The sequence below is a fragment of the Ningiella ruwaisensis genome (assembly GCF_004798935.1).
GTDB classification, from domain to species: Bacteria; Pseudomonadota; Gammaproteobacteria; order Enterobacterales; family Alteromonadaceae; genus Glaciecola; species Glaciecola ruwaisensis.
The window spans coordinates 29,669-53,780 of sequence record NZ_RAHT01000009.1 but is presented as its reverse complement, the minus strand read 5'-3'; the positions used below and the strand labels follow the sequence as shown (position 1 = coordinate 53,780).

The window sequence follows — 24,112 nt, the reverse complement described above, 5'->3', positions numbered from 1 at the left end:
TCAGATATCATGTATTATGATTCGAGTAAGACCATTGTTTCAAGGTGCTGGGTGAAGGCAAACATGTCAAGGGTCGACATTTTTTTTATCTTATAGCGCGTTGCTAAAATCGATAAATCACGGATGAGTGTGCTTGGATTGCACGACACATAAACAATTCGCTTTACTTTTTCAGCGCTTAACTTTTCACAAAGCGCCTTTGCGCCATCCCGAGCCGGATCTAATAAAACAAGGTCATCTCTTTTCAGCTTGAGAGATGACAATGCTTTTTCATCTGACAAGTTTAGACAGGTAAACTGACAATTGTTCAATTCGTTTTGTTCAGCGTTTTCTTTGCCGCGCACAGTCATTTCACTTACACCTTCATATGCAATGACCTGCCCGCAGTGCTTTGCCAGTGCCAAGCTAAAATTTCCAATACCACAATAAAAGTCGTGAACTATGGCCTTACTGTCAGGCGCAAGCCACTCAAGCGCCTGATTTATCATTTTCCTGTTGACGGGCCCATTGATTTGGAAAAAATCGTTGATAGCGACACCGAGGGACAAGCCGGCTATATCTTCTATTGCGAGCAAGGCATTTTCGGCACAATAATCTGCTTTTTTATGGCCTTTTTCGCTAACTTGTATACGTAATTTAAGTGCTTGCGCCAATTGCTGAAAATAATCAAGCTCGTTACTAAATAATGGTTTACTTGCATTTATATGCACTACAACACCCGTTTTTAGCGATGCTGCATCAATATGCCCCAGCTTTTTTAAAATCGCTTTTGGTGCTGATTCTGTTGATAGTTCTCCATCTTCACTCGCTCTTAAAGATGCCAGTAAACTCAGCACGCTTATTTCCAGTTCGGGAACCAGGATTTTGCAAGAACGGATATCCACCACTTGATTTGAATGTTGTTGCTTGTATCCCAAGCGCACTTTATTGTGATTGCGCGCATCTATGGCAATTCGTACCTTACGGCGGTAGCCTCGCCTTTGCTCAAGCGATGTTTCGTAATCAATATCCGCCAATACCGAGGGCATAAACACTTCGTCTTCTAGACCAAACTTAGTTTGCATCAGACGTTTTAATGCGCGCGTTTTCATTGCTATGCCGTTTGACGCGCTCATTGATTGCATAGAGCAGCCGCCGCATTCATCATAATGAGGACAAAAAGGCTCAACACGCTTTAAGGAAGCTTTTTCAATCTTAACTGGTGTCGCAAACTGCACTTGCTTGCTTTGGTGAGTCAGCCGCACTTTCAGACGTTCTCCCTGAAGTGCATCTTCTACAATGGTAATTGGGGTAGTGGATAAGGCTATTCCTTTGCCGTGATAATCTATCTCGTCTATATCCACAACAATCTGTACTGAAGACTTAGCATTTTGCGAGCTTTTCATCTGACGCTTGCTGCGATATGAATTACGCCTGTTCGTATCATTCAGTCCAGATTTCGGCGCTTTATAAAATTTTACCATAGGGCTAGTCTTGCCTATTTGCTTGCTTCAATCACAACGAAGGCTGAAGCATAATCCTGCTCGTCGGCAATACTGATATGCATGGCATTGACGCCATTCTCTTTGCACCAAATGTCAAACGCACCATGTGCAATTAGTAAAGGCTTGCCTTTTTCATCGTGAGAAATTTCAATATGCTGCCAACTCATTCCATATCCAATGCCTGTTCCAATCGCTTTTACTGTGGCTTCTTTACTGGCGAATTTTTTGGCCAGATAACGGCTTGGATGCAAAGAGATCTCGAATTCGGCGTATTCATTATCGGTGAGCACTCTTCGCGCAAGGGCATGAGACTTTTTTAACGATTGATCGATGCGCTCTATTTCAACGATATCCGTGCCAATTCCAAGAATCATGAGATTACCTGCGATTTACGAGTTGAACCCTCGCCTCTTGCATCAGCGCTCGCATATCCCTAACCGCTTTGTCCAAACCATCAAAAGCAGCTCTGGCAATAATTGAATGCCCAATATTCAACTCTATGAGCTGCTCAATAGCAGCAATAGGCTTAACGTTGTGATAGTGCAAACCATGCCCGGCATTCACTTTTAGACCGAGCCTGTCTGCGTACTCTATCCCTGCAATCAATTTTTCCAGTTCTTTTTGCGCAGTATATTCATCTGCTGCTTCGGCATATTGACCGGTGTGTATTTCAATGTATGGTGCCCCCGCTTCAACTGATGCCTCTATTTGTTTTTCATCTGCATCAATAAAAAGCGAAGCTTGCGTGTTTTGTTCATGCAACTGTGAGCAGGCATCTTTAATTTTGGACAAATTGCCAGCCACATCCAAGCCACCTTCAGTGGTAAGCTCCTCACGTTTTTCAGGAACCAGGCAGCAAAACGCCGGTAAAACCTTGGCCGCAATCGATAGCATTTCATCTGTCACTGCCATTTCCAGGTTCAAGCGGGTATTGATACTTTGTTTTAGTAAGAATACATCTTCGTCTTTTATATGCCGTCTATCTTCACGTAAATGCACGGTAATGCCATCTGCGCCAGCACGTTCAGCAACATCTGCAGCGTGAACCGGGGCTGGATAATTGGTCCCGCGTGCGTTTCTGAGGGTAGCAATATGATCAATATTTACACCTAAAAGAATATCTTTCATTAAACAGGCCTAAAGAGGATTTACATAAGGTAAGTATGATACCAAATTTAACGCAGAATCGATTGCTAAGATTGGATAAAAAGTTCTCTGGATTTAAGCGGTTTGTCACCAATTATGGGCAAAAGCGCCTGGCGGCAGATAAATTTAGCCGTTTTACGAGCACTTTTGCTGAAGTGTCTAGCATCTATCGCAAGTAAGTCTTCACCTTTAAGAACATAGGGCTGTAAGGCAGGGCAAGATATAAAACCTTGCTCTGCGATAAAGGTATAAAAGCCATCGGCCTGAATTGGCTTGGCTGTTTCAGCGTCGTGACTAAAATCAGGTAAATATCCGAGTTCTTGCAGTAACATCAACTCAAAGCTGCGCAGGCAGATTTCAATTCTTTCCAGACTGTGCGCTTGCTCAACGCTGGCGTTTGAGATCTCTGATAGTTGTTGTAAACACTGCTGGTATTGCTCAAAAAGCAGGCTGGCGGGTTCGGTTTCTGGCAGCGCTCTAACAAGCAGTTCATTCATATAAAAAGCACTGTAAAAACAAGAGCCCTTTAATTGCCATGCACTTTGCAATGCCTCAGCTAGCCCTAAGTTTTTTAGCTGAGTACGACCGCTCAGCTCAAATGAAAGTAACTGCAGCGGTTGAATAAGGCTTTTTCGGTCAGACTTATTATTACCTCGAGCGCCTTTTGCTACCGCGCTTATACGACCATACTGGCGCGTAAAAAAATCCACCAGCAAACTCGTTTCTCTGTAAGGTCGTCGGTGTATCACATAGCCTGTAGCTTGCAATCTACTCATTTTACTGACCTATCTTTTTGAGAGAAGGCATTTTTAACAAAGCCGTACTTAACAAGGCGCTAAATCACTCACCAGTAACTGCACGCTAACCTGATTTTGATACTCATTAACATCTAAACGGTAGGCTAGATGAACGCGTGGTATCTGCTTGTCTGGCCACACAGTTAAATCCACGTTAAAGGCAATGGCATCGAACACTTGCTCGTCTTTTTTGACAATCAACTTGAGGTGCTTTTCACCTACAATGCGCTGCTGAATAATCTCAAATACATCGTCGAACAATGGCTCTTCAAATTGTTGCCCCCAAGGCATACTCATTTTAAGCAGTTGCGCCGTTTCAAGCTGTAACTCATTTGTGTCTAGAGGGCCATCAGACATTAGCGTTTGTGCGCTCGGCAAGCCTCGCATCGCTTCATCTGCGCATTGTAAAAATGCCTTTTCAAAGTCGTCCAAACTGGCTCGCGGCAAAGATAAACCGGCTGCCATGGCATGACCACCAAACTTATTAATAAGTCCCGGATAAAGACTATGCACACGTTCTAATACGTCTCGTATGTGCACGCCCGGGATTGAGCGCGCCGAACCTTTGAGGACCGCATCAGGCGAGTCAGCCTGGGTTTCATTTTCAAGCGCAAAAGCAATGGTTGGCCGAAAGTATTTTTCTTTTATCCGACCGGCTAAAATTCCTACCACACCTTGATGAAAGTCCTCATCAAATAAAACAATAGCTGCTGGAAGGGTATTTTCATCTAGACTGATACTTTCAAGCGCCTCTTGTGCGCGCAATTGCATCTGCTGTTCGATGCTGCGTCGCTCTCGATTTAGCGCATCCAGTTGCGTGGCAAGCGAGTAAGCATGTTCGTAGGACTCGCTTATTAAACACTCTATACCCACAGACATATCGCTAATGCGTCCGGCGGCGTTTAATCTTGGGCCTAAAACAAAGCCCAAATCGCTTGAGGCGAGCCGATGCGCTTTTCGACTCGCTACATCTAGCAGGGCCTGAATCCCTGGACGCGTCTTTCCAGCTCGTATGCGCTGCAAACCTTGATGCACCAGAATACGGTTGTTGTGATCGAGCGGAACTACATCAGCAACGGTGCCAAGGGCAACCAAGTCCAGATACTGCGCCAAATTTGGTTCACTTAAATGCCGCTCTGCAAAGTAACCTGCCTCATTAAGCGCGTGCTTAAGCGCTGACATCACATAAAACGCAACGCCAACCCCTGCAATATGCTTGCTTTTAAACGAACAGTCCGCTTGGTTTGGGTTCACAATGGCATCTGCTTGAGGCACTTCTTTTGGGGCAAGATGATGATCGCTGATTAAAACCTTAATTCCCTTTGCTTTGGCATGTGCAACACCCTCAACACTTGAAATACCGTTGTCGACGGTCATTATAAGGTCTGCACCTTGCTGATGCGCCATGTCGACCACCGGTGGCGTTAAACCGTATCCAAAGTCAAATCGGTTTGGCACAATATAACGTAATTTGTCAGGCTGATGCCCGAGATCTCTCAGGCTTAACATGCAAAGTGCCGTACTGGTAGCTCCATCGGCATCAAAATCGCCAACAATGCAAATCGTCTGATTATTAATCACCGCATCACGTAATAGCTGTGCTGCTGCAAAAATGCCTTTTAAATCTTTAAAATGCAGTAGATGAGAAGCTTTCGTGCTTACTTCGTTTGCGTCTTGAACCCCACGTAATCGTAATAAACGGTCCAGAATAGGCGGAAGCTTCGGATCGAGTGGAGCTTCATTTGGCAACTTTCGATGTTTGATTAACAAGAGACTATCCTACCACTTTTGTTTGACTCTCTACTTCGCTCAGGTGTCCCGCTGGCTTGAAAGAATTTGCAGATGCCTCCTCAAAGTCAAGCTTGTAGCGAGCAGGAATATCACCACTTACAAATGAGCCGGTTTTAACATGCGGAAATATTTCATCATACCGCTTTACGTCTTGTTGACTGACACGCCTGAAAATGTGCGTTCTGTTTAAAGACTCTGGTCGGTCTATCCCGGCTGAAGACATAATATCAACCGCTGCATGCACCGTTTTTTCATGAAAGCGGTACACTCGCTCTGCTTTTTCCTCAGGCACCAAACCTTTAAATAGTGCAGGATTTTGTGTTGCCACGCCCGTTGGACATCGATTAGTGTTACAACTTAAAGACTGAACACAACCAAGCGCCAGCATCATACCACGAGCGCTGTTACATATGTCAGCGCCCAGGCTTAAATTTTTAACCAAATGAAAACCAGAGATGATCTTTCCGCTGGCAATGATTTTTACCTGTTCACGCAAACCAAATCCTGTTAAGGCATCATCTACAAAAGCAAGCGCTTCTCTTAAAGGTGAGCCAATGGAATTTGAATATTCCAAGGGAGCAGCTCCCGTGCCGCCTTCTCCACCATCGACTGTTATAAAGTCTGGGCCATCGTCTAACTGACGCATGGCTTTACAAATTGCCATAAACTCTGACTTTCTGCCAATTGCCAGCTTAAACCCTATTGGTTTGCCCCCCGAAAGCTTTCTTAATTGCTGTATAAACTCAATCAAACCGATTGGCGTGGTAAAAGCAGTGTGAAAAGGCGGAGAATCAACTTCAGTCCCTGGCTCCACACCACGAATTTCTGCAATCTCAATGGTATTTTTACTCGCAGGCAGAATGCCGCCATGACCTGGCTTGGCGCCTTGTGAAAGCTTAATTTCGATCATTTTAACTTGTGGGTCGCTGGCGGCTTTTGCAAAAAGATCCGCATCAAACTTTCCATCTTTTGTTCGACAGCCAAAGTAACCGGTTCCCACCTGCCAGACCAAGTCGCCACCATGCTTTTGATGATAAGGGCTTATGCCTCCCTCACCCGTATTATGATAAAACCCCCCTTTTTTGGCGCCTTCATTCAATGCAAGTAAGGCATTTTGACTTAGTGAACCAAAACTCATGGCGGAAATATTCAGAATACTTGCATGATAGGGCTGCAAACAGTGTTTAGCGCCGATTTTGACTCTCGGCTGGCAATCCATATCTTTGACATTGTAAGCAGAAATTGAATGGCCAATCCACTCATAACCGGTTCGATAAGTATCGAGCTGTGTACCGAAAGGCACAGTATCACGATTGTTTTTTGCTCGTTGATAGACGATTGAACGAAACATACGGCTTATCGGCGCGCCGTCTGTTTCTGATTCAATAAAATACTGTTGTACAAAGGGGCGAATTTCTTCCATAAACCAGCGTCCGCGCGCCACGATTGGGAAGTTACACCAAAGCGCATGTCGAGTCTGAAGCACATCATGAATGCCAAGTATTAAAAAACCCAAACTAAACGGCAATAGCCACCAAAATAGCGGGCTAATAAAAGAAAGGCCAACAATCAGCACATTCATTAGCACCACCGTAATTATTATGATGATAGCCATTAAAATCCTTAAAAATCAGAAAAAATATGTGCTCAGTCTAAGTCGGAAAACGCATTAAGACAATCACGCCGGTGTGATCAGGCAAGTTATCGATGCTCAATTCACCGCCATGATACTTGACAATCATATGCGCAATGTAAAGTCCAAGCCCTAAATGGGAAGAAGACGACGACTTACCTTCTCTAACCGATACCATTGAATCAAGCAGTTGATGCTTCATATTATCAGGTAGCAAAGCGCCACGGTTACTTACAGATACCGCTATTGCTTTTTGCTTTTCAAATACGCGTACAATGATTGGATCTTTATGTTCTGAAAAGTCGATGGCATTACTCAGAATTTTATCCAGCATTTGCGCAAAGAGTTCTGGCGAACCCCGTAAACTGGCATCAGGTAATTCATTTTCATATACAAAAGTGAATTCCGGGTGGGTCATGCGATAGCCATCAATGCATCCGCTAAGAACTTCTGCAAGCATGAATTTTTGTGCTTCGCTGCGCTTGATAGCTTCTTCGAGACGCGTTGCCTCACTCATATTATTCAGGATCTTACTTAAGCGCGAAATCCCCTGCTTGGCCCGCTCCACGTATATATGTCTGTCTGCTGCATCTGGGTCGAGCATTAAGTTGTCCAGCGAGGAGTTAACAATGGCAACGGGAGTTCGCAGCTCGTGAGATAAGCGTGAAGCCATATTTTCCAGATAATGATTGTACTGACTGAGTTTGCCAAGTACTTGGTGAAAGCTTCTCGACAAATCACCAATTTCATCGGCTGAATTAGATGGAACAATTTGCCCTACAATTTTACCGCTGGCATCAATGGCATTTTCGGTATTGTCTCGCAAACGCCGAATGCGTGAAGAAATACGCGAGGCAATTAAAAACAAGGAAATAATGCCAAGCAGAATTACCGCGAGAATGAAGTTAAATTGTTTTTCTAGCGCCTGATTTCGCAAAGTACGAATACCATGGGTGGTTTGCTCAACCACTACAGCACCGCGCACCTCGTTATCAATATATATAGGATGCGCTGCGGACAAAATGACGGCTTTGTTATCAGGACTTAAGCGCCAAAGTGTATCGGGGCGACCTGATAGTGCATTTGCAATATCTTGACCTTGTAGCGCAAAAGCATCAGATAAATCGTCAATAAATTCAGCAGGCGGTTTAGTTAAAATTTTATAATACAATGGAAGCAAAATCGCTTGCTCAAAACGCTGCCAAAGTCCTGTGTTTGTTGACTCAGCCCTTGCATCATTTGTGTCTTGCTTTATGGCCTGCTCGTCGTAGCTATTTACTTCTTGTACGCCTTTTGCGCTTTGGATATTGCCAGAGCGCGCTAAAACGCGCATGTGATTGTCTACCACCCACACGCGAGCATTTGAATACTGTAGACCTCTTATGATCCGCTCTATCTCAGGTGACGGCACTAACACTGTGCCTAGATCATCCGACTTTGCCGGATTGGCTGTACCCATTACATATTTCACGCGCCTTGATTGAGGATCATCGACATCTGAAATTGCAAAAGCAATATTACTTGAAACCATATCTAGGGGGAAACGTAGTTCCAATTGATAGCCCTTTTCAGTATTACGCCACTGTCCTTGAATTTTGGTTTCAAGTGAAAGAGGATTTATGCCACTGGATTCGGTATCAAGTGCGTAAGCATTCACCCACCCTTCAGAGTATGGTGCGATTGCGTAACGCCTGAACTCGCCCATCGCATTTACCAAAGCAATTTGCACAAAATCATTGCGATCAATTCGCAAGGCATTTTGAGGTCGAAATAACACCTTGTCGTCGGTCACATCAAACATCGCATATAAAAAGTTTTCGTATTGACCCACCATATGTTCAAAATTAAGACTTTCAGGTGAGTAAACGGCGCTCTGTTCAATTAAATTTTCTGCGCCATAGCGTAAACTTAAAGCACGATAATCTTGCCAGTCTGACAGGCGGCCATCTAACTGAATTGGATATTGTATGCGGTGGGCATATAAATCTTTACTGGGGCGCACATCCGATAAAAATGCCGATTGATTGTCAAATAATGCCGGGCGTTCATGCAATGCAGTTGCTACAGCTCGAGCAGTGCCCACAAGTGTTTGCTCCTGGCCGATTCGAAGATAGGTTTCCAACTCCCAAACAAATTGATATCCCAAATAAGGGATCACAAATAAAAAGGAGGAAAATAAAAGTAGCTTTGTTCTAAGCCCTAAACCAAAACGCTTTAGCATGCTGACTTCCAGCGGTAACCCATGCCATACACCGTTTCAATGCAGTCGAACTCAGGGTCAATTTCAACGAATTTTTTGCGAATTCGCTTAATGTGTGACGTAATAGTGGTGTCATCCACCACCATTTTTGACTCATCCATTAACTGCTGGCGACTTTTTACGTGACCAGCATATTTTGCAATCGCATGTAACATCCAAAATTCAGTGACAGTGAGCTCTACTGCTTGCCTATCCCAATTGACGGTCATACGATTTACATCAATACGCAACTTTCCATTTTCTACTAAATCCTCGTTATCATGAACTGGACTATTTGACTGTAATAGCGCGTTACGCCTGAAAAGGGCTGCTATTCTGGCTAATAAATGCGGCAGGCTGATATCTTTTGTCAAATAATCATCTGCCCCCATACGCAAACCGCAAATAGTATCGTAGTCATTATCGCGAGCCGTAAAAAAGATGATAGGAAGTGTTTTCGACAGACTTCTTAATTGCTGACAAAGTGCAAACCCACCATCAATCTCATCTTCAAGACCAATATCGATAATCGCTAAATCAGGTAAGGCCTTCGCAAACGCTTGCTCTGCCGCAGGTCGTGTTGCATACGCATTAATGTCATAGCCCTGCCTGGATAAGGCCGCAATATAATTTTCGCGTAGCGCAATATCATCTTCTACTAAAGCAATGGTTTTAGGCATGATGTTTATCCTGCAAGTTTCAACGTGTCCCGCTAGGGTTCATTGAAAATACGATTCACCCGGCTGATGCAGCCACTATAACGAAATTTTGTTTAAAGCAAAGACCAGAGCGACAATTTCCATTTTTTCGCCACAATTGATCGTCACATTGCCATTTTTGATGCCTCGAATTGCCATTTTGTTTGTGTGTAATAGCACTCAAGCAACGCCAACTGTGCATTTTGTACAGACCAAGCTTTATCAACTTAGGCATGTAGCCGCAACATCAAAAAAGGTAGATACAATGAAAAAATTACTTTTAGCAAGCACACTTACCGTATTGTTAAGCACTGGCGCTTTTAGTCAGGCCCAGGCGCAACAAACAACCGCTGATGAAAACGCGCAAACACCCGACAAACCCTTGATTAAAAAAGAACAACGCAACGAGTTAATTGGGCTAGGCTCAGGTGCTGTCACGGGCTCAATTATAGGTGGACCGGTGGGTGGCATTATTGGCGCGCTGTTTGGCATTTTTATCGCTAATGATGTCAATAATGATAGTGAAATCGACATGCAGGCCGGCGAAATCTTAACTTTGCAAAGCGATTTAAAACAAAAAGAGAATGCCTTGTACGCGCTTCAAAATGATTTCGAAGAACTTGAAAAAACACAAATGCTTCAGATGGCCAATTTTGACGATAAAGCGGCGACAGAATGGTTGCGCGCGCTCCCAACATTAGAATCGAGCATTCAGTTTAAAACGGCTTCATTTTTAGTAGAAGATGCATTTACTCAGCAACTAGATAGCCTCGCTGCCCTGCTTAGAAAGTATCCTGAATTGCATGTTTCACTCACAGGCTTTGCCGATGTTCGTGGCGACTCAGCTTATAACAAAACCTTATCACAAAAACGTGCACAAGCTGTTAAGGAGTACTTACTTTCTCAAAATGTGAAAAACAGTCAATTTAGCATGTTTGCGCAAGGTGAAATCCAAAGAGACGAGCTTGTCGGTCAATCGGCTGTTAATCCTGAAGCGCTATTTTTTGACCGGCGCGTGACGCTTCAGGTAGGTCCAAACCAGAAAAGTTTGCAGGCGGCTTCAGAACTTGGTTCTAGTCATACAAGCTCTGGCAAAAACGAAGCTCGCTAAGCGTGAAAATCATAACGTCTGTTTAGTTAACGAAGCAATTTATTGGGCTTGTCCTAAAGTGCTGGCCCATTTCACTCTTGCTTTAGGGCCATATTAGGAAGCCTTCAAATGACCAATACGAAAAAAATAATGCTGGTCTTGGCTGCTGCAAGTATCATCGCAGTAGTAAGCGCATTTGAATCAGCAATCAGTCAGGCAAGCAATTCTGCCTATTCATTAATCAATAAAAAAAGCGCTGCCGAGCGCCATGATTTACAAAATAGTGCAAGCAACATCGATGAAAAAAACACAATCAAGGCGCTTATTAACCTGGGCGATAACGGAACTGAGCACCACATCACACAGGCGCATATTATCAACAATATATATGCCAGCGGTCGCGGAGGTTTTTACCTTCAAAGTGATAGCGGGCAAGCAGCGAAAGATGACGAAAACGCCCCACCATCCTGGCTCGCCGCCAAACTTGAAAAAAGTGAGTTTGATGTCAGTGTCAGTGGAAATATTGCCCGCACGCGAGTAACGCAACACTTTACAAACCCGTCAAACAAATGGCAACACGGCACGTTTGTGTTTCCCCTTCCAGAGGATGCTGCAGTTGACGCCATGTTAATGCAAATTGGCACACGAAAAATCGAAGGCGTAATAAAACAAAAAGAAGAGGCGAAAAAGGCCTTTGAAAAGGCTAAACAAGCGGGAAACAGCGCAAGTCTTGTTAATCAATTGCGCCCAAATCTATTTGTAAATAAAGTGGCTAATATTGCGCCGAACACCGCCATTATTGTCACTATTGAATATCAACAGGTATTATCAAATGAAGGGCGGCGCTACAGCTTAGTCATTCCCACGGCAATTACACCTCGTTATTCACCGCACGCAAGAGCGACTGAGAATCAAGATCTGCTTCATTCACTAAGCGGCGAAGCTGATGAAGAAAGCACCAGTATTGAGATGGCCCTTGTCGACACCAAACTGGATATCAAACTGAACATCAATATGGCAAGCGATTTATTTGACTTTGAAAGTGAACATCATGAAATTGATGTAGCCTATTTGAATGACGATAGCTACCAAATAAGGCTTCAAAATGCCTCTGCTTCATCCCAAAATTTAACCAAGACTCTCGCCAAAGATTTCGTACTAAATTGGACCCTTGGCGAGTTAGCGCAGCCTCAGGCCAGTCATGTCGTTCAGCAAGTCGGCGATTACGATTACGGCATCATTCAAGTATTACCACCAAAAGCCTCTTTAATCGGCGCAGCGCGGGATCTAACTTTTATTCTCGATACCTCAGGCTCTATGGTAGGAGACTCAATCGAGCAGGCAAAGTCAGCTATTTTTACCGCGATAAATGATTTAAAGGCAAATGAGCGATTTAATATCATTGAATTTAATAGTCGCTCTCGCGCATTGTTTCAGTCAGAGCAAGCCGCCACTGTTGAAAACAAACAAAAAGCAAAATCATTTATCAATAGCCTGCAAGCAAGTGGTGGGACAGAAATGAAAGATGCGCTGGAGCTAGCGTTTTCACTCAGAAACAAGCGGCCTGAAAGCCTACATCAAATCCTGTTTATCACAGATGGAAGCGTGAGTAACGAGGCACAATTGATACAGTTAATTGCCAATAATCTAGAGCAAAGCCGGTTATTTACCGTTGGAATTGGCAGTGCGCCAAATGCCTATTTTATGAGTGAAGCAGCGATTGCCGGGCGAGGTACCTTTACCTTGATTGGCGATCTTAGTACCGTCGAAGAAAAAATGCAGCGCTTGCTCGACAAAATTAAACGTCCTGTATTAAGCGACATACAGTTAGTTTCGGCAAATAAGCTGGCGTCTGCACCCGAAATTTATCCTCGCATCATCCCGGATGTGTACGCAAATGAGCCAATCGATATTGTTTATCGACAAAAGCGTATCGATTCAGGCGATCAACACAACGCTGGGTTTTATCTTCAAGCCAATTGGCATTCTAATCTTCACGCTGACGAACAAGACATACTTTGGAAAAGTGCGCTGCCAGCCAAAACCATCAGCTATCAAAGCGGTATAGATAAACATTGGGGCTATCAAAAAATACGCAGTATCGAGCGGGAATTTGCTTTACGCTCTCAAAAACCTGGCCATGGTCAGGGAGAAGCATATTTAACACTTAAGCAACAGACAGAAAAAGCAATCACCGAAACTGCGCTAGCGTTTCAATTAGTGAGCCAATACACAAGCCTGCTGGCAATTGACGAACAAAACCATAAGCCCTCAGCAGAATATCTTGCCATGCTTAAAAACACGCAGCAGGATTTATCCGACCTGCAAACGCAAACATGGCGAGCAGCACAGGTCAGCCTGCCGCAAACTGCTACACCATCAGCATTGCTAGTAATAAGTGGCGCATTAGTATTGGGCTTATCCCTTTTATTTAAATTACTAACAGGTTTTAGAGTATTGACGCTAAAGGTGAACAGATGAGTCGATGGCTACCGTCTTGTTGGCAACAAAGTGTCTTCTACGCCCTGTTGATAAGTGCACTGCTGCTCATTGGCAAAGGACTTTACATTCCGCTAAAGGCGGAAGTCGCGCAGCAACTGATGCAAAGTGCCTGGGAGCGAGCACTTACTTTTCCAGACAAGCAGTCCGGCACAGGTAGAGACAAGATTGCGCATATCGCGCGACCCTGGCCTTGGGCCGACACTCAAATAATAGGTAAATTAAAGTATAAAGACCATGAAGACTTTGTACTTGCAGGCTTGAATACGCGCAACTTAGCCTTTGGTCCATCAGCACTTATGAACTTTTCAGATAATTTTAACAAGGAACAAAGTAAAAATGTCGTTATCGCGGGGCATCGAGACACCCATTTTGCTTATTTGAAAAAGGTAAAAGTAGGCGATATTTTTTCATTTGAACAAGCAGATGCGCATACAAAGTTTCAGGTGACTGACGTCATGGTTGTGCCTGAAACTGCGTTTGAAGTGACTGCGCCGACCAACGTGCCGGCGCTTACTTTGATTACCTGCTATCCTTTTGAGTCAATCGAAATAAACCCAAGGTTTCGCTATGTTGTTAGAGCAATAGAATTGCCTACAGCGCAGCTTGTTGCAAGGCAGCCTCTAAGTTTTTAGCAGGCTGATATCCCGGCACAACTGAGCCATCAGGAAGAATGATATTAGGTGTGCCATTCACGCCGATTTGTTTTCCAAAGTTATACTGCTCTGCGACTTTGTTTTCGCAACTTGCATCGGCAACCTGCTCTCCAGCTTTCGCTCTTGTAATGGCGTCTTGAGGGTCTTCAGAGCACCATATAGATACCGCATCTTTATATACCTGGCTATTTATGCCCGCTCTTGGAAACGCCAAATAGCGCACAGTAATGCCCAAATCATTAATTTGATCCATTTCGTTGTGAAGCTTACGACAGTAACCACAGGTTGCGTCAGTGAAGACATTCACGACGTATTTTTCATTATCGGCCTTAAAGGTAATGGCGGAATCGGCAAACTTTTCTATACCGTCCAGACGCATTTTCTTCAAACTGTCTTCAGTTACATCGACAATTCCGTCTTTGAGGCTATAGACTCTTGCTTGCAGAAAATAATCTCCGCTTTCGCTGGCATAAAACAAACCTCGATCGGTATATAGCTCAAGCAAGCCTGGCACTTGAGAGTCAGCAATCGAATCTATTCGCAACTGTAGCTTTTTGCTTAACTCGGCAGCAAGTTCATCTCTTTCTCCAGATACTTGAGCGTCAGCACTAAAGGCAAAAACGAGAGTTAAAATACTTGCAGAAAACAGTGCCAATAGTCGATTTAATCGACTACCTACAAAAGTATGGCGTGAGCAAGCGATTTGATGTGTAGTTATTGTCATGTAAAACGTCCAAATAAAAACTGATTGATAAAATGCTTTGGTTAAAATGATAGACCGTGCTTATCAAGATTAAATTTCAGGGTGTAAGTCACCCAATTCATAACAAATAATAGCAAATGCTAAGACTGGCAATAAGCAGTTATCCGTAGGTTTACGTAAAAAGGCGAACATTTGATGAAAAAAATCTAAAAAAGTTTCTTGGATGTTTGCCCCGCCTGTTTGAGTAACTTGCGCATTTTAATTCGACCCACTTGATTTCAAGGTATTCACTCGCCTCATTTTATCCTCTGGGGTGATGCTCCTTAACAAGTGTTTGCAAGCGCTGGGTTGCGATATGCGTATATATCTGAGTCGTTGATAAGTCGCTATGACCTAAAAGCATTTGCACCACCCGCAAGTCAGCGCCATGATTCAACAAGTGAGTGGCAAAGGCATGACGCAAAGTATGTGGCGACAAATGCACTTTTATATCGGCCTGACTGGCGTAAAACTTTATGCGATGCCAAAAGGTCTGACGCGTCATCGTGCTACCGCGCTTGCTCGGGAAAACGGTATTACTTGGTTTTTTAAGTAAAGCTGGCCTCGCATTTTTTAAATAGTCACTTAGCACCTCACAAGCAAGCTCCCCCATAGGAACCAATCGTTCTTTACCGCCTTTACCTGTTACCCTTATTACACCTTGAAGCATGCCCAACTCATGCATTTGTAAATTAACCAGTTCGCTAACACGAATTCCAGTGGCATACAAAAGCTCCAACATGGCTTTGTCACGCATTTGAACAGGATCATCATCACTCGGCGTGCTCAATAAGCGCTCAACCTGTGACTCTGATAGGGTGCTTGGCAAGTAGCTCGGCAATTTGGGATTACTGACATTTTCAATGGGATTTTTATCGATTTTTTTATTTGCAATTAAATGCCGATAGAAGGCTCGCGCACTGCTTAAGAACCGGGAGGTCGAACGTTGCGACAGTTTTTTATTCAGCCGATGCGTCAAGTAGGATTTGACTGTATCGCTACTGACATCAAGCAAACTGCTTTTGACAAACAGCGCAAATTTGGTCAAATCGCTACGGTATGCGCTTGCTGTATTGTCACTTAAGCCTTTTTCCAGCCAAAGCATGTTGATAAAATCATCAATTAATTGCTGATTTACCGACGAAAGTTCTAGCTTCTGGGGCTTGTTTGTTGAGTCTAGCGCTGTCACCATGTGATTATTCTTGATTATTTTATTGACCTAATGTTGCCATTAGCAAAAGATATTGCCCAAGCCATATTGTCTGGATTTAACCGGCACTATCACACGTTTTTGTACTTCACTCAAGGCGCAAACGCTCGCTTTGAAAGTGCTGACTGGAAGTCAGTCCAGGAACACTCTGCTCTTCGCATTCAGTCATACGATGCGAAAGTAAATGAAGCCGTCACGCTTTTAAAAAATCGCTTTGGCATAAAAACGCTTGATGAGCATATTTGGCATTGGGTTAAGGCGGCGTACATTGAACTCTTAAGCGATCACAAGCAGCCGGAACTGGCAGAAAGTTTTTTCAACTCCCTTTTTTGTCGAATGTTCGACAGACGATACTATTTAAATGAAAATATCTTCGTTAAAACTCAGGTGGATCCTGACACCTTCTCGGCCTATACCGAGTCTGACCGATACCAAATAAATCAACAGAACATTCACGATGTATACAAAACAATCATCGACAAGCTTCCTCTTACTTTGCCAGTGAGGCAAGACCAAACGCTTTACCGATTGATGGATGAGGCGCTGAGTGAACAAATTCAGGAAGATATTGATACCCTGCAACACGCAGAGCTGGAAATTTTACAACCGCTTTTTTATCGCAATAAAGCAGCTTATGTGGTGGGTAAAATTAGTGTAGGACCATCAAAGACGTTTCCGTTTGTACTGCCTGTTTTAAATAACGAAAAGGGTGAGCTGTATATCGATAGCTTGATTGCAAATAAACAGGATACAGCGATTATTTTTGGATTTGCGCGAGCTTACTTTATGGTTGACACACAATATCCGGGTGCCATCGTGCATTTCCTGAAGTCTATACTGCCAAGCAAAACGGCGTCTGAGCTATATACCTGTATTGGCTTACAAAAGCATGGAAAAACACTGTTTTACAGAGACTTTTTAGAGCATTTATCGCAAACCGACGACGACTTTGTAGTGGCGCCAGGCATTAGAGGCATGGTCATGACCGTCTTTACCTTACCCAGCTATCCATTTGTCTTTAAACTCATCAAAGATAAATTTGCCCCGCAAAAAGAAATGACGCATGCGACCGTAAAAGAGAAGTATCAACTGGTGAAACAACATGACCGAGTAGGAAGAATGGCAGACACACTTGAATTCTCCTGGGTTGCATTTCCCTTGAATAGATTCTCAGACGAATTGCTTAACGAATTGAAAAAGACGGTACAAAGCCAGTTGCGCATTGAGGGTGATATGCTGTTGTTAAAGCACGTCTATATCGAAAGGCGCATGACGCCATTAAACCTGTATTTAGACGATGCAAAAACAGAAGAACAATATATTCATGCTATAAGAGAATATGGCTTAGCGATCAAACAAATTGCGGCGGCAAACATATTCCCCGGTGACATGTTGTTCAAAAACTTTGGTGTAACGAGGCATGGACGGGTCATTTTTTACGATTACGATGAGATTTGTTACCTAAGCGAATGTAACTTCCGCCATATCCCGCCACCCCGCTATCCCGAAGATGAGATGGCCAGCGAGCCTTGGTATTCTGTGGCGCCAAACGATATCTTTCCTGAAGAGTTCGCTTCTTTTCTATTGTGTGACCCAAACACCCGTAAACATTTTAAAGCTTTGCACCCGGATTTACTTGAAGCCACTTTTTGGCAATCCAAACAAGCCAATATTCGCTCTGGTCTGTTTGAAGATGTATTCCCATATAATGAACAAAAGCGCTTTAAAAACCGCGCTTCTCTTTAATTAACTCATAAGCTGACTGAATTTCCTGAGTGCGTTGATTCGCCATTTCAATCGCTTGCTCTGGCAAGCCTTTCGCAGCTAACTTGTCTGGGTGGTGCTGTGCCATTAATTTTTTATATGCGCGTTTTATACTTTTATCATCGTCTGATTCGCTAGCACCGAGTATTTTGTAGGCGTCTTTAAGGGCGTTTTGACTGGAGTAAGCATGTTGATATTGTTCCTGCCTACCCCGATTCGCGCCCCCGCCAAATCCAGCGCCCTGTCGAAAACGCTGCCCTGCTTCAAAAGTAGCAATCAAAAACTGTAGGTCTGCCTGACTAAAGCCTAAGCTTGCTGCGACTTTTGAAAGCACATTCACTTCGGCCTGTGTTACCTTTCCATCAGCAAAGGCTGCTGCAATAAGTATTTCAAGGAATACTTGCAATATATCGCGTCGGCCATGCGCCTGCTGTCTGAAGGTTTGCAACATATCTTGCAAAGGAAAATCTCTTGCCTTGCCTTCTCTAAAGGCTTGTTGCGCTTCTTTTTTGAGTTCACCACTTAAGCGCATGTCATCCATTAATTTAGAGGCGACTTTTATTTCTGCGGGCGTAACATGCCCATCCGCTTTACAAATGTGCCCCAGGGACGAAAACAAGGCATGAAAAAACACAGCTTGTCGTTGAATGCTTTCTTTATTTGAAAAAAAGCGAGCAAAGCCACCTTGACGCGAAAAATCTCGCGCATAGTTGATGTCAAACATGTGCCCAACAATCAGACCTAATATTAAGCCTGGCAGTTTAAAAATTGCCATTCCTATAATGGCACCTACAATTTTTCCCCAGTACGGCATAATTAACTATATGATTGTGAATGATTGGTTTTGTCATATTTTAAAGGGTTTTTAGTCAAAAGTACGCTTTTTAGCGCTTTTGTTTAGATTAATCTTGGGTTTTGCGTCGATTACCATTAAAATCCTGAAGCTAAATTATTTACCTACCTTTTCTTACTCGTACACATGAAGTCTGCATGAAAAAAGCTAAAAGATGTCTGCTGTTTTCTACTCTTGCATTAATCGCGAGCCCATCAGCGCTTGCCCAATTGACATGCGAAGTGCAGACCTTTGAATTTGAATTGCCTAAAATTGCTGATGGCACAATTGAAGTGAGGTCTGAGGCGGCGCAAATTATCAAAAATGAAGTGGCGGTATTTCAGGGTGATGTGATCATCACTACTCCGGAATCAATCATTACGGCAGATTCCGCCAACTTGCAGGAAAACGGCCGCACTATTGAAGCGACGGGTAACGTGTCTTACACAGACGAATTACTGCAAGTGCAAAGTTTAGGGATAGAGGCTAATGCTGAACTGGAATTGCTTCAGTTGCAGTCTTCTGAGTATATGATCAAAGGCATTAATGGACGTGGTGGTGCGGATTTACTGTCTATCTCTAAAGAGCAAGGCGTAATTTTAGAAGACGTCTCTTTTACTACTTGCCCAAAAGGTGGTGAAGATTGGAAAATTCAGGCAAGCGAAATTGCAATTCGAAAGGGCCGCCCATTTGGGGAAGCTAAACATACGCGTTTTTACATTGGCGGCATCCCTGTTTTTTACCTGCCATATTTCGCTTTTCCTATCACAACAGAGCGACAAACTGGGTTTTTGTTTCCTGAAATAGGTTCAACAAGCAGCACCGGCGTTGAATATGCTCAACCCTTTTATTGGAATATTGCGCCCAATTTAGATACAACCATCACCACAAGATACATGACCAATCGCGGTTTACAGCTTAAAAACGAATGGCGATATCTAACACAAAATCATATGGGTGAATTGCAACTGGAATATCTTCCTAGCGACACTGATTTGGCAGACAGTGACGACCGATATTTTTATCGTTTTTTCCATCAGGGTAAATTAAGTGAGAATTGGTCAATTAGTGCAGATATCAACGATATAAGTGATAACAACTATATCGTTGACCTGCGCAACGAATTTTATAACCAGGCGGATACGCATCTTCAACGAACAGCAGGTGTCAATTATTACAGCCAAAGCCTGGACTTTTCTTTATTCGTGAGAGATTTTACTACCATTGGTAATTTCGAAGATAATTATCGCGCCATTCCCGAAGCGAAATTGTTTTATTCTTCAAAGCTTAACGACTGGCTGGATTTTGATATAAAATCTGAATTGGCCTATTTCGAAAATCCCCTCGCGAGTCGAGGAGATGCGCTTCGTTTTCATGTGGAGCCGTCGATAAGTCTTCCTTATCAGCGAGCGTGGGGCGAATTGCTTGCTCAGGTGAGTGTGATGCACACTTATTACGACCAAGACGTAGAAAATATTCCTGATACCCCGCTTGAGGATGAGGTCACTCGTACCTTGGGACAAGGCAGGCTCTACGGCTCTTTGATTTTTGAAAAAGACCAAAAGCTGGCGAATAACGAATACCTCCTTACCTTCGAACCGAAAGTCCAGTATCTTTATACCAGCTATCAGGATCAGTCAAATATTGGGCTGTATGACACAACAGAATTACTCACCACCTTTTCAAATATTTTTCGTGGTCAGGAATTCACGGGTTTAGATAGAATTAACGATAATAATCAAATTACATTAGGGGCGACTAGCCGTTTAATAAATGATGCGAACAGAGAGGTCCTGGTCGCCAGTATCGGTCAAATTTTATTCCTGGAGGATTCAGAATTAGATGCCAGCAATCGAGACGATAATCGTTCATCCATTGCGGCTGAAGTCGATTGGCGCATAAACCGTAATTGGTTTGTGCATTCGGATATTCAAGTTGGGAATCAAAGCAATAAGGTTGAGCGAAGCAGTGTTTCAACAGAGTATCGCTTGTCGGATACCAAGCTTATCCAACTGAGTCATCGTTATATTCGCGAACTTTCTAACGAAAAAATTGACCAATTTGGTATCTCTGCAAGTTGGCCTATCAATGAAAACTGGCATTGGGTAGGTCGTTATTATCGAGATTTTGAGCTCTCACGCACTACTGAGGCGTTTGTGGGTATCGAGTACGAGAGTTGTTGTTGGGCGCTTAGACTGACAGTTCAGCGTCATCTTGCAACACGATTTAATAATGAGGGCATTCGCAACATAGATGAATTCGATTCTGGAATTGCGCTACAATTTGTCTTTAAAGGCATGGGCAATCAAACGAACAAAGTCGATATGTTGCGTCAGGGCTTATTTGGGTATCGTCAACCCTTTGTTTTAAATTAATCTAACGCGTAATACTTGCTCAGCATATGGTTTTGCTGTGCAATAAATTGCATCAACATTGAGAAGTTATGAAAATTAAGTTTACACATATTGGCTTGTTATTTTTCGTTTGCTGTATGGCATTTACGAGCAATGCAAAGCAATTGCTAGATAAAGTCTCCGTTATTGTCGACCAAGGCGTAATACTGGAAAGTGAAATACAGGAATTGGTTGATACCGTTAAACGCGGGGCGGTAGCGCAAGGTCAGGCACTGCCTTCCGACAACGCATTGAGAACGCAAGCGATTGAACGTTTAATAATGGAAAATTTACAAATGCAAATGGCTCAACGCATGGGCATTCAAATAAGCGATCCGCAACTTGACCAAACCATTGCCAATATCGCTCAAGGCGAAGGGATGAGCGTTCCACAACTTAGACAAGTCATCACATCTGAAGGCACTAGCTATGATTCGTATCGTGAGTCGGTTCGAAAAGAACTCATCATGGGCGAAGTAAGACGCGCAAACGTTCGGCGTCGTGTATATATCACACCTCAAGAAATTGAAACACTGGTAGATATTTTGAATCAGCAGGGCGATGCTCAAGCCGAATATCGACTCGGTCATATCTTGATAGGATTGCCGGGCAATGCGACTGATCAGGAAATTAGCGATGCTCGCGACAGGGCGGATAAAGTACTGGAGCTGTTAAACAATGGCTCGGACTTTACCAAGATTGCGATCGCTTCTTCATCTGGCGCAGAAGCACTTGATGGCGGAGACATGGGATGGATGAATATCAACTCAATGCCCACACTTTTTGCTGAAGCGGTTCAAAATAAACCAAAAGACGAGCTGATTGGCCCAATTCGTTCAGGCGCTGGATTTCACATTCTTAAAGTATTGGATACACGGGGCGTCGAACTGGTGCAAATCGAAGAGGTGAATGCGCGACACATACTCATTCAGCCGAGTATCATCTTAAGCGATACCAAAGCGGAACAAATGCTGCTAGAGTTCAGAAAAGACCTGATTGAAGGTGACGCGGACTTTGCCGAACTGGCGAAAGAGCATTCACAAGATCCTGGTTCAGCGCTAAGAGGCGGCGAATTAGGCTGGAATGACCCAAATATTTACGTACCTGCCTTCAAAGATGCATTAGCCTCATTGGAAAAAGACGAATACAGCATGCCCATTCGTTCGCAACACGGCTGGCATCTCATCCAGTTGATTGACAGACGCGTAGACGATGCGACAGAGCGTAAAAAAGAAGAGCGCGCCTATCAGTTACTCTTTAACCGTAAATTCCAAGAAGAAACCGATGCATGGCTTCGCGAAATGCGTGACCAAGCCTATATTGAAGTTGTTAACGCCTAAGGAATAAAGCATGTCATTGCCTTTAAGAATTGCGGTTACACCGGGAGAGCCTGCAGGAATAGGTCCGGATTTGATGATCCAGCTTTCTCAGCAAGCCTGGGATGCCCAAATCGTGGTGTTTGCAGATCGCGAGGTTATGGCGCAGCGCGCAGTTCAATTAGGTGTTGAATTGGATATTTTGCCATTTGAACCTGGACTGGAGTATGTGCAACAAGCCGGTGAAATGATTGTGCATCACATACCATGCGCTGTTGATGTTGTGGCGGGAAAGCTCGACAGTGCAAATGGCCAATATGTGGTTGAAACTTTGCGCCAGGCATGTGAAGAAAATATGCTTGGCAATTTTGACGCAGTAGTAACGGGGCCTGTCCACAAGGGAATAATCAATAAGTCGGGCGTTTCCTTCAGTGGACACACTGAATATTTTGCCCAGCAGTCTAACACCGCAGATGTAGTGATGATGCTGGCAACTGATGGCCTGCGTGTATGTTTAGCCACCACTCATATTCCCCTTGCGTATGTATCAAAGGCCATCACTCCTGAGCGCATTGAAAAGGTGATTCGCATTATCAATACCGACCTTAAATTAAAGTTTGGTATTCCTGAGCCAAGCATCTATGTCTGTGGGTTAAATCCTCATGCGGGTGAGGACGGACACCTAGGGAAAGAAGAGATACAGATTATTACGCCAACGCTTGATAGATTGCGCTCTCAAGGGCTGAATCTGATTGGGCCTTTACCCGCAGACACCATTTTTCAACCAAAATATCTTGATAAAGCCGATGCAGTCCTTGCGATGTATCACGACCAAGGTCTACCGGTTCTAAAATTCAAAGGATTTGGAAATTCTGTCAATATCACTTTAGGCTTGCCTTTTATTCGGACCTCAGTTGATCATGGAACAGCAGCCGATTTAGCCGGTACAGGAGAGGTCGACGCGGGCAGTATGCGCAGAGCACTAAATAAAGCCATCAAATTAGCGAAGAAAAAGCAGTGAGTCGAACCTATTTAGGCCATACCGCGAGAAAGCGATTTGGCCAAAATTTCTTACATGATGAATATGTCATCGACCAAATTGTCAGTGCAATCGACCCGAAACGCGGTGAAAACCTCCTCGAAATAGGTCCGGGATTGGGCGCATTAACTGAACCCGTTGCCGAAATAGTTGATCGGCTACATGTTATTGAGCTCGACAGAGATCTCGCAAAGCGGTTGCGCGAACACCCATTTATACAGTCAAAGCTTAATGTTATTGAGCAAGACGCTCTGCATTTTGACTTCTCCTCCCTTGCGAATAATCAGAAACTGAGGGTATTTGGCAATTTGCCCTATAACATTTCCACACCTTTAATGTTTCACCTTTTTAGCTTTGCAAACTACGTTGAAGACATGCATTTTATGCTGCAACTTGAGGTGGTAAAGCGATTATGCGCAACCCATAACGACAGCCTGTATGGCAAATTATCTGTGATGTCACAATATTACTGTAGTGCGCAAGCTGTTGTTATGGTGCCGCCAAGCGCGTTTAAACCGGCGCCCAAAGTCGACTCGGCAGTGGTAAGGCTTGTGCCGCATCAAAAAGCTCCCGTAGAGGTACACAGCGTAGATACACTTGAAAACGTTGTAGGAACCGCTTTCAACCAACGCAGAAAAACTATTCGCAATAGCTTGAAAAATTTAATCAGCGAAGATAGCCTTGAAAGCCTGGGCATTGATGCGCAGCGCAGAGCGCAGACCCTTTCTTTGAATGAGTTTGCACACATCGCAAATTGGGTTTATGAGGCAGGAATTGACTGAT

The 24,112-nt window shown here is 43.7% G+C and carries 19 protein-coding genes; 8 read left to right on the top strand and 11 right to left on the bottom strand.

Annotated elements, in window-relative coordinates; translation table 11 throughout:
- Positions 1-14: 14 nt before the first annotated feature.
- From rlmD to pdsR, 8 genes are all read right to left on the bottom strand, one after another.
- A complete protein-coding gene (gene rlmD / locus D6V41_RS16135) occupies positions 15-1,385 on the bottom strand; it encodes a 23S rRNA (uracil(1939)-C(5))-methyltransferase RlmD (protein ID WP_168711066.1) in 1,371 nt (456 codons plus the stop codon).
- Between the two features lie 92 nt (positions 1,386-1,477).
- Positions 1,478-1,858, bottom strand: a complete 381-nt coding sequence (acpS, locus tag D6V41_RS16130; protein ID WP_136252579.1) for a holo-ACP synthase — start codon at positions 1,856-1,858, stop codon at positions 1,478-1,480.
- 4 nt (positions 1,859-1,862) lie between these two features.
- Positions 1,863-2,612, bottom strand: a complete 750-nt coding sequence (gene pdxJ, locus D6V41_RS16125; RefSeq protein WP_136252578.1) for a pyridoxine 5'-phosphate synthase — start codon at positions 2,610-2,612, stop codon at positions 1,863-1,865.
- A 65-nt stretch (positions 2,613-2,677) separates the two neighbouring features.
- Complete coding sequence (recO, locus tag D6V41_RS16120; RefSeq protein ID WP_136252577.1) at positions 2,678-3,406, bottom strand: DNA repair protein RecO; 729 nt, start codon at positions 3,404-3,406, stop codon at positions 2,678-2,680.
- Positions 3,407-3,454: 48 nt separating this feature from the next.
- On the bottom strand, positions 3,455-5,197 hold the full coding sequence (gene recJ, locus D6V41_RS16115) for a single-stranded-DNA-specific exonuclease RecJ (RefSeq protein ID WP_136252576.1): 1,743 nt from the start codon (positions 5,195-5,197) through the stop codon (positions 3,455-3,457).
- Positions 5,198-5,201: 4 nt separating this feature from the next.
- Positions 5,202-6,833 (bottom strand): FMN-binding glutamate synthase family protein, encoded by a 1,632-nt coding sequence (locus D6V41_RS16110; RefSeq protein ID WP_136252575.1) that lies wholly within the window; start codon positions 6,831-6,833, stop codon positions 5,202-5,204.
- Between the two features lie 37 nt (positions 6,834-6,870).
- Positions 6,871-9,072 (bottom strand): proteobacterial dedicated sortase system histidine kinase, encoded by a 2,202-nt coding sequence (gene pdsS, locus D6V41_RS16105; protein ID WP_136252574.1) that lies wholly within the window; start codon positions 9,070-9,072, stop codon positions 6,871-6,873.
- Positions 9,066-9,770, bottom strand: coding sequence for a proteobacterial dedicated sortase system response regulator (gene pdsR / locus D6V41_RS16100; RefSeq protein WP_136252573.1), 705 nt, complete (start codon positions 9,768-9,770; stop codon positions 9,066-9,068). The genes pdsS and pdsR overlap by 7 nt, the downstream gene beginning before the upstream one ends.
- A 283-nt stretch (positions 9,771-10,053) precedes the next feature.
- On the opposite strand from pdsR, the gene pdsO reads away from it, so the two are divergent.
- The 3 genes from pdsO (at position 10,054) to D6V41_RS16085 (ending at position 14,012) form a co-directional block, all read left to right on the top strand.
- Entirely contained in the window at positions 10,054-10,899 is an 846-nt protein-coding gene (gene pdsO, locus D6V41_RS16095; RefSeq protein ID WP_168711065.1) for a sortase-associated OmpA-like protein PdsO, read from the top strand.
- Between the two features lie 108 nt (positions 10,900-11,007).
- The gene (locus tag D6V41_RS16090; protein ID WP_136252571.1) at positions 11,008-13,359 is read left to right on the top strand and encodes a marine proteobacterial sortase target protein; all 2,352 of its coding nucleotides are present in this window, start codon (positions 11,008-11,010) and stop codon (positions 13,357-13,359) included.
- Complete coding sequence (locus D6V41_RS16085) at positions 13,356-14,012, top strand: class GN sortase (protein ID WP_136252570.1); 657 nt, start codon at positions 13,356-13,358, stop codon at positions 14,010-14,012. Before D6V41_RS16090 ends, D6V41_RS16085 begins: the two co-directional genes overlap by 4 nt.
- On the opposite strand, the gene dsbC is transcribed toward D6V41_RS16085, so the two are convergent.
- The gene (gene dsbC / locus D6V41_RS16080) at positions 13,972-14,757 is read right to left on the bottom strand and encodes a bifunctional protein-disulfide isomerase/oxidoreductase DsbC (protein ID WP_136252569.1); all 786 of its coding nucleotides are present in this window, start codon (positions 14,755-14,757) and stop codon (positions 13,972-13,974) included. The two genes, D6V41_RS16085 and dsbC, sit on opposite strands and share 41 nt — an antisense overlap.
- Positions 14,758-15,037: 280 nt before the next feature.
- Complete coding sequence (gene xerD, locus D6V41_RS16075) at positions 15,038-15,967, bottom strand: site-specific tyrosine recombinase XerD (RefSeq protein WP_136252568.1); 930 nt, start codon at positions 15,965-15,967, stop codon at positions 15,038-15,040.
- Positions 15,968-15,997: 30 nt separating this feature from the next.
- Between xerD and aceK the strand changes: the two genes are divergently transcribed.
- Positions 15,998-17,731: a bifunctional isocitrate dehydrogenase kinase/phosphatase gene (aceK, locus tag D6V41_RS16070; protein WP_136252567.1), complete on the top strand. Its 1,734-nt coding sequence runs from the start codon at positions 15,998-16,000 to the stop codon at positions 17,729-17,731.
- On the opposite strand, the gene djlA is transcribed toward aceK, so the two are convergent.
- On the bottom strand, positions 17,709-18,563 hold the full coding sequence (djlA, locus tag D6V41_RS16065) for a co-chaperone DjlA (protein WP_136252566.1): 855 nt from the start codon (positions 18,561-18,563) through the stop codon (positions 17,709-17,711). The genes aceK and djlA overlap by 23 nt on opposite strands.
- 176 nt (positions 18,564-18,739) lie before the next feature.
- On the opposite strand from djlA, the gene D6V41_RS16060 reads away from it, so the two are divergent.
- From D6V41_RS16060 to rsmA, 4 genes are all read left to right on the top strand, one after another.
- Positions 18,740-20,956, top strand: a complete 2,217-nt coding sequence (locus D6V41_RS16060; protein WP_136252565.1) for an LPS-assembly protein LptD — start codon at positions 18,740-18,742, stop codon at positions 20,954-20,956.
- A 68-nt stretch (positions 20,957-21,024) separates the two neighbouring features.
- Positions 21,025-22,314, top strand: coding sequence for a peptidylprolyl isomerase SurA (gene surA, locus D6V41_RS16055; RefSeq protein WP_136252564.1), 1,290 nt, complete (start codon positions 21,025-21,027; stop codon positions 22,312-22,314).
- Positions 22,315-22,324: 10 nt separating this feature from the next.
- Entirely contained in the window at positions 22,325-23,311 is a 987-nt protein-coding gene (pdxA, locus tag D6V41_RS16050; RefSeq protein WP_136252563.1) for a 4-hydroxythreonine-4-phosphate dehydrogenase PdxA, read from the top strand.
- Positions 23,308-24,111, top strand: coding sequence for a 16S rRNA (adenine(1518)-N(6)/adenine(1519)-N(6))-dimethyltransferase RsmA (gene rsmA, locus D6V41_RS16045; protein ID WP_136252562.1), 804 nt, complete (start codon positions 23,308-23,310; stop codon positions 24,109-24,111). Before pdxA ends, rsmA begins: the two co-directional genes overlap by 4 nt.
- Position 24,112: the final 1 nt, after the last annotated feature.